At 63.7% G+C, this 16,342-nt stretch carries 12 protein-coding genes; 2 read left to right on the plus strand and 10 right to left on the minus strand.

All coding sequences use genetic code 11. From position 1 onward, the window contains the following. Positions 1–38 precede the first annotated feature (38 nt). The 3 genes from A8V01_RS07395 to A8V01_RS07400 all read right to left on the minus strand — a co-directional run bounded on the left by A8V01_RS07395 (position 39) and on the right by A8V01_RS07400 (position 3,608). Entirely contained in the window at positions 39–2,231 is a 2,193-nt protein-coding gene (locus tag A8V01_RS07395; protein WP_342747355.1) for a TonB-dependent receptor, read from the minus strand. A gap of 103 nt (positions 2,232–2,334) precedes the next feature. Next, positions 2,335–2,523 (minus strand): hypothetical protein, encoded by a 189-nt coding sequence (locus tag A8V01_RS28525; protein WP_170065864.1) that lies wholly within the window; start codon positions 2,521–2,523, stop codon positions 2,335–2,337. A gap of 131 nt (positions 2,524–2,654) precedes the next feature. Continuing rightward, on the minus strand, positions 2,655–3,608 hold the full coding sequence (locus A8V01_RS07400; RefSeq protein WP_103095289.1) for a helix-turn-helix domain-containing protein: 954 nt from the start codon (positions 3,606–3,608) through the stop codon (positions 2,655–2,657). Positions 3,609–3,886: 278 nt separating this feature from the next. Here A8V01_RS07400 and A8V01_RS07405 point away from each other — a divergent pair, with 278 nt between their 5' ends. Further along, positions 3,887–4,747, plus strand: a complete 861-nt coding sequence (locus A8V01_RS07405; protein ID WP_170065866.1) for an EAL domain-containing protein — start codon at positions 3,887–3,889, stop codon at positions 4,745–4,747. 33 nt (positions 4,748–4,780) lie between these two features. Here the strand turns inward: A8V01_RS07405 and A8V01_RS07410 are convergent, their stop codons facing one another. Beyond that, positions 4,781–5,419, minus strand: a complete 639-nt coding sequence (locus tag A8V01_RS07410; RefSeq protein ID WP_103095291.1) for a TetR/AcrR family transcriptional regulator — start codon at positions 5,417–5,419, stop codon at positions 4,781–4,783. Positions 5,420–5,578: 159 nt separating this feature from the next. On the opposite strand from A8V01_RS07410, the gene A8V01_RS07415 reads away from it, so the two are divergent. Beyond that, on the plus strand, positions 5,579–6,511 hold the full coding sequence (locus A8V01_RS07415) for a sugar phosphate isomerase/epimerase family protein (protein ID WP_103095292.1): 933 nt from the start codon (positions 5,579–5,581) through the stop codon (positions 6,509–6,511). An 852-nt stretch (positions 6,512–7,363) separates the two neighbouring features. On the opposite strand, the gene A8V01_RS07420 is transcribed toward A8V01_RS07415, so the two are convergent. The 6 genes from A8V01_RS07420 to A8V01_RS07445 all read right to left on the minus strand — a co-directional run bounded on the left by A8V01_RS07420 (position 7,364) and on the right by A8V01_RS07445 (position 16,314). Next, positions 7,364–8,590, minus strand: coding sequence for a molybdopterin molybdotransferase MoeA (locus tag A8V01_RS07420; RefSeq protein ID WP_103095293.1), 1,227 nt, complete (start codon positions 8,588–8,590; stop codon positions 7,364–7,366). A gap of 4 nt (positions 8,591–8,594) precedes the next feature. Next, positions 8,595–9,392, minus strand: coding sequence for a uroporphyrinogen-III C-methyltransferase (cobA, locus tag A8V01_RS07425; protein ID WP_103095294.1), 798 nt, complete (start codon positions 9,390–9,392; stop codon positions 8,595–8,597). Continuing rightward, positions 9,379–12,000, minus strand: a complete 2,622-nt coding sequence (locus tag A8V01_RS07430) for a nitrate reductase (RefSeq protein ID WP_103095295.1) — start codon at positions 11,998–12,000, stop codon at positions 9,379–9,381. Before A8V01_RS07430 ends, cobA begins: the two co-directional genes overlap by 14 nt. After that, positions 12,000–12,335, minus strand: a complete 336-nt coding sequence (gene nirD / locus A8V01_RS07435) for a nitrite reductase small subunit NirD (protein ID WP_103095296.1) — start codon at positions 12,333–12,335, stop codon at positions 12,000–12,002. The genes A8V01_RS07430 and nirD overlap by 1 nt, the downstream gene beginning before the upstream one ends. A gap of 5 nt (positions 12,336–12,340) precedes the next feature. Next, complete coding sequence (nirB, locus tag A8V01_RS07440) at positions 12,341–14,866, minus strand: nitrite reductase large subunit NirB (protein ID WP_103095297.1); 2,526 nt, start codon at positions 14,864–14,866, stop codon at positions 12,341–12,343. A 227-nt stretch (positions 14,867–15,093) separates the two neighbouring features. After that, complete coding sequence (locus A8V01_RS07445) at positions 15,094–16,314, minus strand: hypothetical protein (RefSeq protein ID WP_103095298.1); 1,221 nt, start codon at positions 16,312–16,314, stop codon at positions 15,094–15,096. Between the last annotated feature and the right edge of the window lie 28 nt (positions 16,315–16,342).

Raw genomic sequence — 16,342 nt, forward strand, 5'->3', positions numbered from 1 at the left:
GGCCGACATCGCCAAATGCCGGCCCGTGGCGCCGCGCCTTACAGGTCTATCGACGCGGAAAGCTTGAAGGTGCGCGGGGCGCCCTGCAACAGATCGGGGCGCGAGTTGTCGAACGCCGATGCCCAGTAGCGCCGGTTTGCCACGTTATCGACGCCGAAGCGCAGCGTCATCGGCCGGTCCGCCACCAGCGCGACGTATCGCGCACCAAGATCCACGCGGGTCCAGTTGGGCAGTTCCAGCGTGTTGGCGTTATTGGCCGGCTGCTCTCCGGTATGCACCACCCGGCCCGTCAGCGTCAGCGCCGGGATGAAGGGCACGTCCCATTCCACGTTAGCGTTGATCAGGTATTCGGGAACACCTGCCACCTTGTTCCCTTCGTTCAGGCCATTGGTCTGCCGCCGCAGACGGGCATCGATGACCGACCCGCCGGTGATGATCCTCAGGCCATCGATCGGCTCTGCCTGGATGCTCAGTTCGATTCCCCGGTTGCGTTGCCGCCCGGAAGCCTCGAAGCGGGCGGAATTGGCTGGGGTCGCCACCGGCACGAGGATCTGCGTCGCACGCTCCGTGGTAAAGAACGACAGGCTTGCCGTCACCTTGTCCAGCGTCAGCTTGCCGCCGACTTCATACTGCCGCGACTTGTAGGGGGCCAGCACCTCGCCGACGTTGACGATGTTGTAGCCGCCGCTTGCCGCCGGGGCCGTGGCACCCTGCACCAGCGCTTCGATGCGGTTGGCGTAGAAGGACACACCGCTGACCGGTTTTACCACAAGGCCGACCACCGGCGTCACCGCGTCCTTGCTGTATTCGCCAGTCTGGAGCGCGGTCTTGTTGGAATAGGACTTCACTTCGATCTGCTGAAGACGCAGGCCCGCCGTCAGAAGGATACGATCATCCCATACCCCGATGGTGTCCGATGCGAAAGCGCTGGTCAGGCGCGTGCGCGAAATCGGGAAGGGATCATCCATGTCGCCTCCGGTCAGAGTCACGGTGCTGGGCTGCGGCACGACCACGGGATCGTAGATGTTGTTGGTCCCGCTGGAGATTGCGTAAAATTCGTAGGCATTGCGGTTGACCAGCCAGTTCATCGAACCGCCCACGTTGAATTCGTGGCTGACGCCGCCTGCGGCCAGCTTAACGCGCAGGCCCGCCTGAAGCGCCTCGTTGTTGTCGGTGCGCGGGATGCGCGAACCGGATACGGAAGCGTCGCCGGTGGTCGCGTTCAGCAACGTCAGCGTGCTGTAGAAGCCGTCTTCCGAACCATCGCGCGCACCGAATGCAGCGTAGACCATGGCGTTATCGGACAAGTCGTATTCGGCACGGAATTGCCCGTAAACGTCACGCAGACTGGTGAAGTAATAGGGCTGCCCATAATTCGCGTCCGCCTTGGGCACCTTCGGAATTTCGGCGATGGTCGCGGGCAACGTCAACTTGGGGCGCAACTGGTTTACGCGCACCTTCTGATAGGCAAGGTCAAGCGAGACCCGCAGCGGCCCGCTATCATAGTCGATCGCGCCGCCAAGCAGGTAAGCGCTGCGGAACTCGTCATCGATGCCGACATCGCCGCGACGCGCCGCACCATTGATCCGTACGCCCCATTCGCCGCCCGAACCAAAACGGCGTGCGAAATCGAAGCTGCCGCCGAAATGCGCGCTCGACGTGTAATTGGCAGTCAGGCGTGTCAGCGGCTTGTCCCCGGCACGCTTGGGAATGAGATTGACGCTGCCGCCGATCCCGGTTCCACCCGGTGCCGCGCCGTTCAGGAACGCGCTGGACCCGTTGAGCACCTGCACCGAATCGTACAGCTCAGGCGCGATCAGCTGGCGCGGCGTGATACCGTAAAGCCCGTCGAAACCGATATCGTCGCCCGCCAGCGCGAAACCGCGAATGACGAACTGCTCTGCGGCATTGCCATAGCCGTAACTGGTGCGGACCGATGGGTCGTTGTCCAGCACCTGCCCCAGCGTCTGCGGCTGCTGATTCAGGATCAGCGCGCCATTGTAGCTCTTGACCGCGAAAGGCACGTCTTCGGCCGCCTTGTCACCAAGCACGCCGATCTTGCCGCCATGGGTGACACCGGTCTGGTTCTCGCGCTGGGCCGTGACGATGATCGTATCTTCGCCTGGCTTGTAGCCGGCTTCCTGAGCCGATGCCGGAAACGCCATGACAACGGATGCGGCAGCAACACCGGCCATCAAGGTCACGGCCGGGCGGTAGCGGTATTTTGTCACGAAATCAGATCCCCTTTATGCGCACCATTGTCGTCGTGCGCGAACGTTCAGGAACGGTGGCACTTCTCCGGGACGCCCGGCCAGTGCCCGCCGCATCATCTCATCAGGCGGCAGCAGTCCAGGACGAACCGACACCCGCAAGCCCCAGATCGGGCGCGCCGCCGCTTACACGGTCGATCTCATCATGAAAGATGAGCGGCAGCCCGCTAAAACAGAGCATCGGCGGAAAAACCGTGCAGGCAAAGCTGGTCCACTTATGGACCGGATACCTGGCACGAATCGTGGAACTCATGATTACAAGCCGCGAAATAATTGCGAACGATTATCATTCGCCCTTATGGAGCGAGCGTATGCCTGTCAACACGGCCGCCCAAAGCACGCCTCGACATTCAGGGCGTGGCCTTTCTCCTCCGTCCGATCGCCTCAGCAGCCGCGATAGAGAACCTCGCGCGGCGAAACCCCGAACGCCTTCTTGAATGCCCGACTGAAGTGCGAAACATCGCTGAAGCCAAATTCAAAAGCCGCCTGCGTCACGTTCTGCACCCGCGATTCCAGCAGTGCGCAATGACTTGCGCGCAGTCGCTGCTCCCATAGCCACTTGATCGGCGTGGTCCCGTCGCGGGCGAACAGGCGGTTCAAGGTTCGCGGCGTGACGCCCTGTTCGTCCGATATCACCGTCACGCTCAAGTCCGGATTGTCCAGATTGCGGCGGAGATATTGTTTCACCATGCGCAACTTGCTTTCCTGCGCTGACAGGTTGCCCATTGCGCCGACATGCTGCTCGAAGGTTGTCGCTATCACATCGAGCGCCGAGCTTGCCAAAACCTCACGTCCGGCAATTTCCGTCATGGCGGTAAGATCGGCCATCCCTGAAAGATAGGCGCACACGATCCTGCCCAGCCCCGTGTCTGCGGTTATCGGCTGTACAAGCGCGCGCCTGATGTCCTCGAACCGGGCGTCGAGCAACGCGCGCGGAATTACCATGGTGGCCGCTGCATAGTCCCCGCTCATCGCAAAACGCCAGGGTCTGCCATGATCCGCCAGGATGAACTGTCCTGCCAAAACCGTCGCCTGCCGCCCCATCTGCTCGAAGGCCATTCGCCCGCGGGATACGAAGAAGATGGTGTACTCGTCGCGCTTATCGGACAGGATGTGTGCATTCCTGCGGTCCAGCACCACGTCGTCCGCATTTGATGTCGATGCTGCTACCTGACCCACGAAAAGCGTGCCGAATGATCGAAGATGAGAATCCCCATTGAACACAAGCCGCGGCGGGCAACGGCAACTCGAAAACGCGTAAGCGCGACAAAGGGCCGCGTGCCAGTGTGCCAGAGATGTATGTGTAACGTCGAACTGACGACGCATCCGCGGCCCCATCGTAAGAAGGCAATAGCTCCCGCGAAGCGACCCCCCGCAGGATCACACCCAAAATGCAGGTCAAATCTTTGCTAATAAATGAAATTTTATTACTAATTTTAATTAGGGTAAAATTTTGCGTCGCAGCAGGGTGAAGGCCGTCCGGCTATCGGAATTTTGGCGCATCCGGGCAACTTAATGTCAGTCCTGACACAGCGGAAACGGTCGATCCGATGCAAGGGCGCGCGCCTCCTCCAGAATGGAAAGACTCTGATTCCGTGCCAAGGTTGTTCAATGACGTGACGGTCGATCCCGTTCGTGACGCGGCCGCATCCACCGCGCTCTTGTGCGCAGTTGCCGATGGGACGATCCTGCTACACTGGCAACCTGTCATGTCCGCGGACGGTGAGCGCATACTTTACCATGAGGCCCTCTCGCGCGTGATCGACGACGATGGCGCATTGATGCCAGCCGGAAACCTGATTGCAGCAGCGGAACGCGTAGGCACAATTGGGGCCATCGACCGGCATAACCTGAACCGCGTGCTGGATGAACTGGAAGCCGCGCCTGCCGTTTGCCTCGGCATCAACATCTCTGCCGACAGCGCCTGCCTGCACCCCGCCTGGACTCGGACCCTGGCAAGACTGAAGGCGGCTCCGCAGATCGCGCAGCGTCTGGTCGTTGAAATCACCGAGACCGGTACGCTCCCATCACTGCCCGCCGCGATCGCATTCGCAAATGAATTGCGCACGCTGGGCTGCCGCATTGCAATCGACGATTTCGGCGATGGGCAAGCGTCGATCCGGCGCCTCACGGCCCTGAAGCCCGACATCGTGAAGGTCGACCGGCATTTCACCGTGGGGGCGCTACACTCCAAAGCCGAATACACGATCCTTGAGCGGATGATTGCGCTTGCGCAGGCACTGTCGCCCGTTGTGATCGTCGAAGGGGTTGAGACGTCGGCTCATAGGGAAGTTGTCGAGTCTGCGGGCGGGACGTGGCAACAGGGGTACTATTGGGCAAAACCTTCGCCGGATCGTCCATGGAGGTCTGAAATCAGGCAGCTAAAGGATCTTGCCGTTCGTCAGTATCGTAAGGGCGAGGCGCTTGTGGGACATGCCTCCATATCCTCGGCGCCGCGCTTCACCGTGCTCAGATAAAGGGGCGGAACGCTGCGGCACAACCCACCTGCATCAGTCCTCTCCCCGCAGGTGCCGGATCGCTTGTTCAAGGTCTTCAACCACATTGTTCCGGCCTTGGAGCAGCGCCTGCAACTGAAGCCCGTCGGCCAGTCCCATAAGGTTCCGTGCCGACAGGTCCGGGTCTACCGTCGCCACGATGCGGCCACTGACCTGTTCCGCCCGAACAGCCAATGCCAGACTAGTCCGGACCCGCGTAACGCGCTGACAAAAGAATGCATGGGACACATGTGCCGGGTCCACAGCATCTACCGCCATGGCCAGAAACAGATGGCCCATGCCTGCGGCACTACAGTTACGCCTGACAGCTGCGACGAAACCTTCAAGGTTTGGCCCGGCCCCGTCCTCATCCTGCGCTCGCATCGCGTCCGAGTCCCAAAGCTCAATGACGTTTTGAAGCAGTTCTTCGCGGTTGGAAAAATAATACAGGATATGCGCCGGTTCGATCGCCAAAGCGGCGCCAATGTCGCGTAGCGACTGGCGACGATAGCCCTCCGCCACGAACAAGGCCGTCACGCCGCGCAGGATTTCCTCACGCCGGGCATCTCCCTTGCGATATCCCGCTCCGCGCCCACCCGATGCCTTGCGCAAGCCCGAAACCGGGTCCGGCGCGTTGGTGCTCTTGCTTGCCATTCTTGTATCTTAGCATGCCTTATGGGGTTTGCACCTTCATCAGCCTGCGGCTCCATAACTTAATGCAATAAAAATTTTATTGCATTAAAATTTCAAAGAGTATAGCAAGACATCACCCTCAAGACACATGCGGTAACATTGTTTTCAGACGAGTACGTAATGACAGACATGCACCGCCGCACGTTCATGGCCACCCTCCTCGGCGCCGGCACCCTTCCGGCTGCACCCGCGCTGGGCAGATCGCAGGGTTTCCTCAGGCGCCACGGGCTGCCTGCTGGCGTTCAGCTTTACGCCGTCGACGAGATGGTCCGCAGCGACCTTACCGGCACCCTGAGCCGCCTCTCGGCCATAGGCTTTCGATGCATCGAACTTGCCGGGCTACACGGCCACACCCCCGCGAAACTGCGCGAAGCGGCCGACGTCGCCGGTCTGCGCATCACCGGCATTCATCTTGGCGACGCGTTGCTGGGTTCTACGCGGCATGATGCGGAACTTCTGGCCGCGCAGCTCGATGTGCTGGGGGCCCGCGATGTTGTGCTGCCGATGTTCATCTTCCCACGGGACATCGCGCGGGCGCCGGAGGAGCCATTTGCCGATTATCTGCACCGTGCGGTACGCGCCAAAGGGGCCGACTTGTGGCGCCGCACGGCGGACCTTCTCAACGATCGCGGAGCGGCGCTGGCGCCTTATGGGATCCGGCTTGCCTATCATAACCACAATGTCGAGTTCGAGCCGGTTGAGGGCACTACCGGTTGGGATATCCTTCAGGAACGCATAGATCCCGCGCTGGCCGACTTCGAGATCGACCTTGGCTGGGTGGCCGCAGCAGGTATCGACCCCGTTGATTTCATTTCGAAATATTCCGGCCGCGTGCGGCAGGTCCACGTCAAGGACATCAAGGCATCTACCGCCCCCAACTTCGGCTTCCGGCAGGACGCGGCCGAAGTGGGCGCGGGAATGATCGACTGGGAGAGGCTGCTCCCCGCAGCCTATGAGGCCGGAGCGCGGCAGTTCTACGTCGAACAGGAGCCCCCTTTCGTCACCGACCGCTTCGTTGCACTGGCGAAAAGCTTCGCGTTCCTGGCCAACTGATTGGCGGGGCTGACGGATACGCAACGGCACGCAACAGGTACACAGCGGCACCATCAGGACACTTGCGCACCCGACGGCCTCCTGGTGGTGGTGCGGCCGGAAGCCTGGCAGCGCCGTTCCCACATATCGGGCTGGCGCCGACTGCACATGGCTGCCTGCCCTTCCCCGGCGATACACTGATCCAGATGTTCGCGCCGCCATTTGTTGTGAGCCTGTCGGCGGATGGGAGTGCCGCAGCACCGGCATATGCCGGTGAAATTGACACCGTCCCAACGCACCTTGCGGCGGTCGGGAATATGGTGTCCCGTTTTGCAGCGAAGAACCTGCATGGCCAGCCTGAGGCGTGCGAGCAGCTGGTTCCTGGGACGCTTCATGCAATAACGCCGGGCATTGGAACCGGCACACACCATGTAGCTGCAACCCTGCCCGCAAGCCGAGCTGCCATCAGGGGAAAAGGGTACTCCTTCCTTCGGCGAGCGGGCGAAAGTCGCACGATCGACGAATGGGGCGACGGGGTGTTCACGCGGCGGTACGATCTGCGCACCGTCAGCTATGGAAAAGACATTGCGGGATTTCATTGTATAGACTTTCACGGAAACATCGGACGGGACGATGCATCCGGTTTCAGCCGCTGTGGCGGCTGCGGTTAAAAACACTGCCTTAAGCAACCGTGTGACCTGCGGGCCCCTTAGGTCCGAACTCTCACCCGCACTTTGCCGCGCGTGACAATGCCTTGACCGGCCACGCCAAAATCTTCGAAGAAGCCGCCCTGGCGCCCCTGCGCCCTGCCTGCGTCCTTGATACACAGCCGGACAATATGCGTCTGTCACCCGCCTGAGCAGGCCGTTTCCCTCAAAACGGCAGGCACCGCACACTGGCGCCAGCAGCAGCAGGGTCAGCACCGGCGCGGCGTTCCACCAGCAGATCGGCGCGGGCGAGCATCATCTGGGCCGAGGCTTCCTGCCGCGCGATGATGATGACGCCATCAGACGTTCGGTCTGCGACGGCGCAGAGAAACTGGTCTCGATCGCTACCAGCCGGCACATCATGCAGCAACCGGCGCTCGCTCCAGCGCAGCGCATGGTCGAACCCCGCGCCGGACAGCGCGCAGATCATGGGAGCCAGGAACAGGCGCGCAGTGGTCAGCGCCGCGGTGGGATTGCCGGGCAGGCCCAGCACATGTATCCCGCCGATCATACCGTACCACACCGGCTTGCCGGGCTTCATCGCCACGCCTGCGAAGCGCATCCGCAATCCCAGCGGCGTCAGTGCAGCACGGACGAGGTCGCGGTGCCCGTCCGATGCCCCGCCCGCGATGACGATCACGTCGGTATCCTCCAGCGCCATACGGGCCGTTGCGCGCAATTCGTCGACGCGGTCCATCACACGCAGCGCGCCAAGCGGCTTTGCCCCCCACTGCCGCGCCATGAGCAGCAACGCCTCGCTCAGACTGTCGGGGATGGTATCGCAGTCCTGGACGGCGCAGCCGGGCGGCACAAGTTCATCCCCGTTGACCAACACCCGAAGGCGCGGCTGACGCCAGACCGGCAGCTTTTCGATGTCCGCCGCAGCCGCAACCACCATCGCCCGCGGATCGATCCGGGTGCCCGCAGGCAAAAGGGCCGTGCCCTGCGCGAAATCGGAAGCCCGCGGCCGAACATGCGGCTTGCCCGAAACATGCGGGACGATGATGTGTCCGCCCTCGACGCGGGCATGTTCATGCATCACCACGCGGTCGGCGCCTGCGGGCATCGGCGCCCCGGTGGATACCCGGATCGCGGTGTCCGCAAGCAAAGCCGGCGGGACGGCCCCACCCGCAACGCTCTCTGCCCGCAAAACCAGCCGGGTAAAGTCGCTTGTCAGATCCTGCGAGCGGACGGCAAAGCCGTCCATCGCCGCGCTGTCACGCCTCGGCGAATCTATCCGCGCCACCGCGTCGGCCGCAAGGATGCGTCGTCCGGCCTTGGCCAGCGCCACCCATTCGATGCCAAGCGGCGCACAATTGGCACGCACGACGGCCTGCGCGGCATCGAAGCTGGTCGCGGCGGCATGGCAAGGAAGTTCGGGCGCGGTCGCCATCCCTCTACGCCCCGACCGCCCGATCAGCCATCTGCGCAAGATCGACCGGCACCACGCCGTCGGCCTGCGCCACAGCCTGTCCGATCAGGATCAACGTAGGACGGTCAGCGGCGAAGGCCTGCGCCACCAGCGGCAGCAGGTCCAACCGGGTGCGCAATTGCTGTTCCTGCGGCAAGGACGCATCGCAGGCGACCAGCGCGGGCGTCGATCCCGGCAGCCCCGCCGCGATCAGCGCCGCGCTCAGTTCCGGTGCAGCTTCGCGCCCCATGTAAACCGCCAACGTGCAGGCCGGATCGGCCAGCGCGAGCCAGTCCAGGTCGAGCGCCTGCCCGTTGCGGCTGTGCGCGGTGACAAACTGCACCCGGCGGGCGATCCCGCGCAAGGACAGCGAAAGCCCCGCCGAAGCTGCAACCGCGCTGGCGGCGGTGATGCCGGGGCATATGCGAACCCGCGCGCCGATCTTGCGCAGCGCCGTCATCTCCTCGGTGGCGCGGGCAAACATCGCGGGATCGCCGCCCTTCAGCCGCACGACGCGTTTGCCCGCGAGGGAGGCAGCGACAAGCATCTGATCGATCGTCTGCTGGTCCTTGGAATGACGCCCTGAACGCTTGCCCACGCCGACGCGCTCTGCCTGGTCAGGTACAAGGTCCAGCACGCCGGGACCGACAAGCGCATCGTAGAAAACGATATCGGCAGCCCGGATCAGCTTTTCGGCCTTGCGGGTCAGAAGATCCGGATCGCCCGGCCCCGCGCCGACAAGCCAGACTTCGCCCGGCGCGATCAGTTCATCACTCTGCGGCATCGAGGGCCTCCTCGTTGGTCTGGGTGAGTATTCGGGCAAGCGCGGGGCGGCACGATCCGCAATTGGTCCCCGCGCCCAGCGCCTTGCCGATGGCGGGAACGTCCACCAGCGCCTGTTCGCGGATGGCCGCCACGATCTGGTTAAGGCCGATGTCGAAGCAGACGCATACGGTGGCGCCCTTTTCCGGCTGGCTGCCGGGGCCGCGCGCGGCCAGCACGGTGGCGCCCACGCCCTCTGCACAAAGCTGGCCGATCAGCCAGTCGCGCGAAGGAAGCAGGCCAGTGCGCGTCACGAATAGCACGCCCGCAAGCTGCCCGTCTTCGATCACCGCGACGCGCCGCGATCCGCGGGTGTGGTCGATCGCCTCCACCCGCTCGCCCCGGGGCAGGCAGGCTTCGATGCGGGCCGGGTCGCCGTTGCCCGCAATCTCATAGAGCGCGCCGCCGGGCACCGCCACGCGCGTTGCCCACATGCAGGGCACACGGACGGGTTCGTCTCCACGCAGGATCAGGAAGCCTTTCCATTCCGTCTCGACCTTGGCAAGCGCGGCGGGGGTGGACTTGAAACCGGGCTGGCCGGAATGCGGATCGACAAGCGGACGCGGCAGCAGGCCGGTGCGGCCGCCGGTGGATATCTGATCGGTCCAGTGGATCGGGGTGAATATCTCTCCCGGCCGCAGTCCTTCACTCAGCATGACGCGGAAGGTGCTCTTGCCCTGCGGTGTGGAGACGCGGGCCAGATCGCCGTCCGTCAGATCCAGCGCAACGGCATCGGCGGGGTGAACCTCGACCAGCGGCTCTTCGCGGTGGCGCGCCAGTTTGGGCGCAAGGCCGGTGCGGGTCATGGTGTGCCATTGATCGCGATAGCGCCCGGTATTCAGCGTCAGCGGCCAGTCAGCCAGCGGGGCCTGCAGGTCCATCTGCGTGACCTTGACCATGCGTGCGCGGCCGGCGGGCGTCGGGAAGCGGCCATCGGCGAACGGGGTGTCGCCCCAGCGGAAAGGCTCCATCGCGTCATAGGCGGCGTTGCCGATCGCGGCATGGGCGGCAAGGTTCAGCACGCGCGCGCCTCCGTGCTCGACACCGTTCTGGTACGCAGTCAGACGCGCATGTTCACGCCAGATGTCGGCAGGAGTGTCATAGGCGAAGGCGCTCTTCCAGCCCATCCGGTGGGCGACTTCCTTGATGATCCACCAGTCGGGCCTGGCCTCTCCCGGCAGGGCCATGAACGGCCGCTGGCGGCTGATCGTGCGTTCCGAATTGGTGACGGTGCCATCCTTCTCCCCCCATGCGGCGGCGGGCAGACGCACGTGGGCATGGGCGGTGGTATCGGTGTTCGCGATAACGTCAGACACGACGACGAAGGGGCATTTCTCCAGCGCCGCGCGCACGTTCCCCGCATCGGGCAGGGAAACGGCTGGGTTGGTTGCCATCACCCACAGCGCCTTGATCCGCCCTTCCCCGATGGCGCGAAACAGGTCCACCGCCTTCAGCCCCGGCTTCGCCGCCATCGTCGGCGCGGCCCAGAAGCGGCCGACCCGCGCCACGTTTGCGGGCGCGAAGTCCATGTGCGCGGCAAGGGTGGAGGCCAGCCCGCCCACCTCGCGCCCCCCCATCGCATTGGGCTGGCCGGTGATGGAGAACGGCGCCGCGCCCGGCTGCCCGATGCGGCCCGTGGCAAGGTGCAGGTTGATGATCGCGTTGACCTGATCGGTGCCCCGGATGGACTGGTTCACGCCCTGACTGAACATGGTGACCGTGCGCGGATGCGCGGCGAACATCTCGTAGAACCTGAGCAGCAGTGCCGGATCAAGGTCGCAGGTCTTCGCCGTCGTCCACAAGTCATGCCCGGTGGCAAGATGTTCCCAGAAACCCTCAGGCACGTCGACCTGGCTTTCCATGAACGATGTGTCGACCATGCCCTGTTCAGCCAGCCACGCCAGCAGGCCGTTCATCAATGCCACGTCACTGCCGGGGCGCAGCGGCAGGTGCAGGTCCGCGCCCTCGCACGTCTCGGTGCGGCGCGGGTCGATGACGACCAGCTTTGTACCCCGCGCCGCGCGTGCGGCCTGAATGCGCTGATAGACGATCGGATGGCACCATGCGGTGTTGGAGCCGACCAGCACGATCAGGTCGGCCTTGTCGAGATCATCGTAGCTCGCCGGCACCACGTCCTCACCGAAGGCGCGGGTGTGGCCGGCGACCGCGCTCGACATGCACAGGCGCGAATTGGTATCGATGTTGGCGGAACCGATGAAGCCCTTCATCAGCTTGTTGGCGACGTAGTAATCTTCGGTCAGCAGCTGGCCCGAGACATAGAACGCCACGCTGTCCGGCCCGTGACGGGCGATGGTGTCGGCAAAGCGCTTCGCCACAAGGTCCAGTGCCTTGTCCCAGCGCACGCGCCGCTCTCCGATCATCGGGTGAAGCAGGCGGCCGTTGAGCCCCACCGTCTCGCCCAGATGCGTACCCTTGGAACAGAGGCGGCCCGCATTCGCCGGGTGCGCCTCATCGCCCCGGATCGTCACCTCACGCGGGCCCGTGGCCGTCGCCGAGATGCCGCAACCAACGCCGCAATAGGCGCAGGTCGTGCGGACCGCCTCGCGCATCAGGCGGCGTCCTTCATGGCTTCCGGGCGGGAAAGGAGGATGCGCCCGTTCTCCTCGCGCACGGCGATGGTGGGCGTGCAGCCGGTGTCGGCCCCTTGCGCCTGGCCGCTGGCCAGCGCGATGTTCCAGTTGTGCAGCGGGCAGGCCACCGAATGGCCATGCACGATGCCCTGGCTGAGCGGCCCCTTCTTGTGCGGGCATTCATTGACGAGCGCGAAGACCTTGTCGTCGCCGGTGCGGAAAACCGCGATTTCCGGCTCACCGTCAAGCCGCACGGTGCGCGCGCCGCGCTGGGGGATGTCGCTCAGGGTTCCGATATCGATCCAGTCGGTCATGGGTGTCACTCCGCCGCTTCAAGCGCTTGGGGTTGGAGGTGCTGGTGCAGGTAGGCGCGGTCGCCCGATGCGCGTTCCGCCCACGGATCGTCCTGGCTGAAGCGCTGCGAATAGAGGAACCGTTCGGCCAGTGCCTTGCGGCCCGCCTCATCCTCGACCACGCGGGACTTCACGTAGTCCACGCCGATACGCTCGATCCATGGCGCGGTGCGTTCCAGATAGCGTGCTTCCTCGCGGTAGACCTGAATGAAGGCGGCGCAATATTCGAGCGCTTCTTCCTCCGTGGAGACCTTGCACAACAGGTCGGTGGCGCGAACGTGGATGCCGCCGTTGCCGCCGACATGGAGTTCGTAGCCGGAATCGACGCAGACAATCCCGAAGTCCTTGATCGTCGCCTCGGCGCAATTGCGCGGGCAGCCGGAGACGGCGATCTTGAACTTGTGCGGCATCCAACTGCCCCAGGTCATCCGCTCTGTCTTCACGCCAAGGCCGGTGGAATCCTGCGTGCCGAAGCGGCACCATTCCGATCCCACGCACGTCTTCACCGTGCGCAAGCTCTTGCCATAAGCATGGCCGGAAACCATCCCGGCGGCGTTGAGATCGGCCCAGACCGCGGGCAGATCCTCCTTCTTGATCCCGAAAATGTCGAGCCGCTGGCCGCCGGTCACCTTGACCATTGGCGCATCGTACTTCTCCACCACATCCGCGATGGCGCGCAGTTCGCGCGGGTTGGTAAGGCCACCCCACATGCGCGGAACAACCGAATACGTGCCGTCCTTCTGGATATTGGCATGCATGCGTTCGTTGACGAAGCGGCTCTGCTGATCGTCCACGTATTCGCCGGGAAGCGCGCAGAGCAGATAGTAGTTGAGCGCCGGACGGCAGGAAGAACAGCCATCCGGGGTCGACCAGTGCAGCTTCTGCATCACTTCGGGGATCGAGCGCATGTCCTGCGCCACGATCTCGCGGCGCACGTCGTCGTGGGTGAAGCTGGTGCATTTGCACATCGTCTTCGGGCCGGCCTCGACGCCCTCGCCCAGCGTCAGCGCCAGCAGACTTTCGACCAGACCGGTGCACTGACCGCAGCTGGCCGAAGCCTTGCAGCCGGCGCGCACGGCATCGATGCTGCATGCCCCAGCCTCGATGCAGCCGACGACCTGTCCCTTGGAAACGCCGTTGCAGCCGCAGATCTCGGCATCCTCCGAGAGCGCCGCAACGGCCGCCTTAGGGTCCAGCGCGCCTCCTCCCGAGGCGAAAGCTTGCCCGAAGATCAGTAGGTCGCGGACTTCGGAAACGTCCTGGCCCTTCTTCAGAAGGTCGAAGTACCAGCCGCCGTCCGCCGTATCGCCATAGAGTACCGCACCGACGACCTTATCGTCCTTCACTACCACGCGCTTGTAGACCCCACGCGCGGCGTCGCGCAGGACGATATCCTCGCAGCCTTCTCCGCCCGAAAAGTCTCCGGCGGAGAACACGTCGAGCCCGGCAACCTTCAGCTTGGTCGAAGTGACCGAGCCGCGATAGCCGGTATGCCGGTCGGTCAGGCCGTCGGCAAGGCTGCGGCACATGTCCCACAGCGGCGCAACAAGGCCGTAGACGTTGCCGTCATGCTCCACGCATTCGCCGACCGCGAGCACGCAAGGATCGCTGGTGACCATGTGATCGTCGACCCTGATGCCGCGATTGACGTCCAGCCCCGCTTCGCGCGCCAGCGCGGTGGAGGGACGGATGCCCACTGCCATGACGACAAGGCTGGCCGGGATATCGCGCCCGTCCTTGAGCCGCACGCCTTCCACTTTGCCTTCGCCGTAAATCTCTGCGGTGTCAGCGCCGGTGAGGATGGTCTGGCCACGTCCCTCCAGCGCGGACTTGAGCAGCCAGCCCGCCGCTTCGTCCAGCTGGCGCTCCATCAGCGTGGGCATCAGGTGGATCACGGTGACTTTCATGCCGCGCAGGGTCAGACCGTGCGCCGCCTCAAGCCCCAGCAGGCCGCCGCCGATTACCACGGCGGAGCCGCCGCCATTCGCCTTGCCCGCCTCTGCCGCCGCCAGCATCGTGTCCACGTCATGCATGTCGCGGAACGAGATGACGCCGGGCAGATCCTTGCCGGGCACGGGAATGATGAACGGATCGGAACCCGTCGCGATCAGCAAACGATCGTAATGCACTGTGCGCCCCGACCGCGAAGTGACGGTCTTTGCCGCGCGGTCAATCGCGGTGACGGGGTCTGCGGTGATAAGGTCGATGCCGTTGTCATCGTACCATTCGCGGGTGTTGATGACGATCTGATCGAACGTCTTCTCGCCCGCCAGCACCGGCGACAGCATGATGCGGTTGTAGTTCACGTGCGGTTCTGCGCCGAAGATCGTCACCCGGTAGCGCCCCGCATCGCGAGCCAGCAGTTCTTCTATGGCGCGACAGCCCGCCATGCCGTTGCCGATGACGACCAGATGTTCGCGCACATCGCCACAGGGGACGACCAGTGCGTCATCATAGTCGGAATTGGTTTCGATCCCGTCCTGAAAGTCCATGTTCTAAACTCCGGTTGTCATGGGAATTGGAGCTGGAAACGAGAAAAGGCCGCCATCCAGACCCCCGGCGTGAAACCGGAAGTCAGGATGGCGGCCTTGCCATCATTCGGTGCTTACGCGCCCCGCCAGTGGGACGTTTCGGCGATTTAGGAAGGACAGCGTTGCCCTTTGCACTGCAACATAAATGGAATCGGCCAAAGGCTCAAGCGATTCCGTCAGGCAATTCGTCAGATCGCCCAGTCGAACTGCACCCAGACCTTGTCGGTATCGCTGCCCAGCGCCTTGGCATCATAACGCGCATAGCGCAGCGCGATCACGGTACTGTGGAGCTTCGCAGAGGCCAGAAGGTTGATTTCGTTACCGTAATGCTGATCAAATCGGTCACTGTCAAAGCGGTGCCAAGTCGCCTGCAGGGTCACGGCGGACAATGCACCGATCTGTTTTGCGCCATACCCACCACCAAGATAAAGATCGCGCACGCCGTTCGCGGGCGTGGTCAGGAACTTGTCTGCCCAGCCCTGAAACTTGAAGTTGGTGCCCAGCGGGGTCTGGAAACTGGTCAGCGCCGTACCTTCATCGGCACCCAGCACTTCATAGCCGGCGTTCACCTTCCACCCCTTCACGTCCAGCGCCACGTCGGCCAGCCAGTATTCGGCGCTGTAATTGTTGGGGTTGCGGTGCCAGTCGGACTGACGCGCGTGACTTGCCTGCCATGCCAGTTTCACCGCCTTGCCGAAGGCGTGCGTTCCCGCCAGCCGCGCGCCATATGTCTGGCTGGAAAGCCGAAATGCCTGCACGGCGGCCTCGTCCTGATCGACCAGATAGGCAAAGCCGGTCAGCATGCCGAGCGGCGTGGCCCACGAAAGGTTGGCAAGCACGTTGTCCCCGCTCACCGCCTGCTGGCGCGCGGCGTTGCCATCGACACCCCAGATCGTGCGTACACTCCAGACGTAGGAGACGTCGAGTTTCAGTCCCTTGACCGGGGCGACCTCTGCCCGCACCGCATCGAAAGTCTGCGCATTGTCGCGGAAGGCAACGTTACCAACGAAACGTTCGTCATCCAGAGCGATCTTCTGCCGTCCTGCGGTAAGCGTCGTCCCCTTTGATTTATACTGAAGCTGCGCGATGTAGATCGCCACGTTCTGCGGATCGGCCACCAGCGGACGGGTCGGTGCCCCGTTCAGGCCGTCAAAGTAATCATCCACCACCGCCAGATTGCCCTGTGCGACCACGGTGGCGCTCAGGGCTCCGCTACTGGCCTGCGCACCCGCGCGCACCCGCACCGTCAGCGCATCGGCCTTTGCAGCAATATCTTCCTGATCGGCGTGTTCGTAGCGCACACGCGCCTCGGCGATCGGCGTTACGATGATCTCCTCGGCCTGTGCCGATCCCGCGCAGGCGATCCCGCCGACGGCCAGAACGGCCGCCGCCTTTATTATGGTTTTCATGATGATGCGTCCCCCTCAGGACGTGAAG

Source organism: Novosphingobium guangzhouense, assembly GCF_002896965.1.
Classification (GTDB): domain Bacteria; phylum Pseudomonadota; class Alphaproteobacteria; order Sphingomonadales; family Sphingomonadaceae; genus Novosphingobium; species Novosphingobium guangzhouense.

Coding starts and splice junctions, on each gene's coding strand:
- A8V01_RS28525 (WP_170065864.1), bottom strand. CDS start 2,523: ATGAGTTCCACGATTCGTGCCAGGTATCCGGTCCATAAGTGGACCAGC.
- A8V01_RS07400 (WP_103095289.1), bottom strand. CDS start 3,608: ATGGGGCCGCGGATGCGTCGTCAGTTCGACGTTACACATACATCTCTG.
- A8V01_RS07410 (WP_103095291.1), bottom strand. CDS start 5,419: ATGGCAAGCAAGAGCACCAACGCGCCGGACCCGGTTTCGGGCTTGCGC.
- A8V01_RS07415 (WP_103095292.1), top strand. CDS start 5,579: ATGACAGACATGCACCGCCGCACGTTCATGGCCACCCTCCTCGGCGCC.
- A8V01_RS07420 (WP_103095293.1), bottom strand. CDS start 8,590: ATGGCGACCGCGCCCGAACTTCCTTGCCATGCCGCCGCGACCAGCTTC.
- cobA (WP_103095294.1), bottom strand. CDS start 9,392: ATGCCGCAGAGTGATGAACTGATCGCGCCGGGCGAAGTCTGGCTTGTC.
- A8V01_RS07430 (WP_103095295.1), bottom strand. CDS start 12,000: ATGCGCGAGGCGGTCCGCACGACCTGCGCCTATTGCGGCGTTGGTTGC.
- nirD (WP_103095296.1), bottom strand. CDS start 12,335: ATGACCGACTGGATCGATATCGGAACCCTGAGCGACATCCCCCAGCGC.
- nirB (WP_103095297.1), bottom strand. CDS start 14,866: ATGGACTTTCAGGACGGGATCGAAACCAATTCCGACTATGATGACGCA.
- A8V01_RS07445 (WP_103095298.1), bottom strand. CDS start 16,314: ATGAAAACCATAATAAAGGCGGCGGCCGTTCTGGCCGTCGGCGGGATC.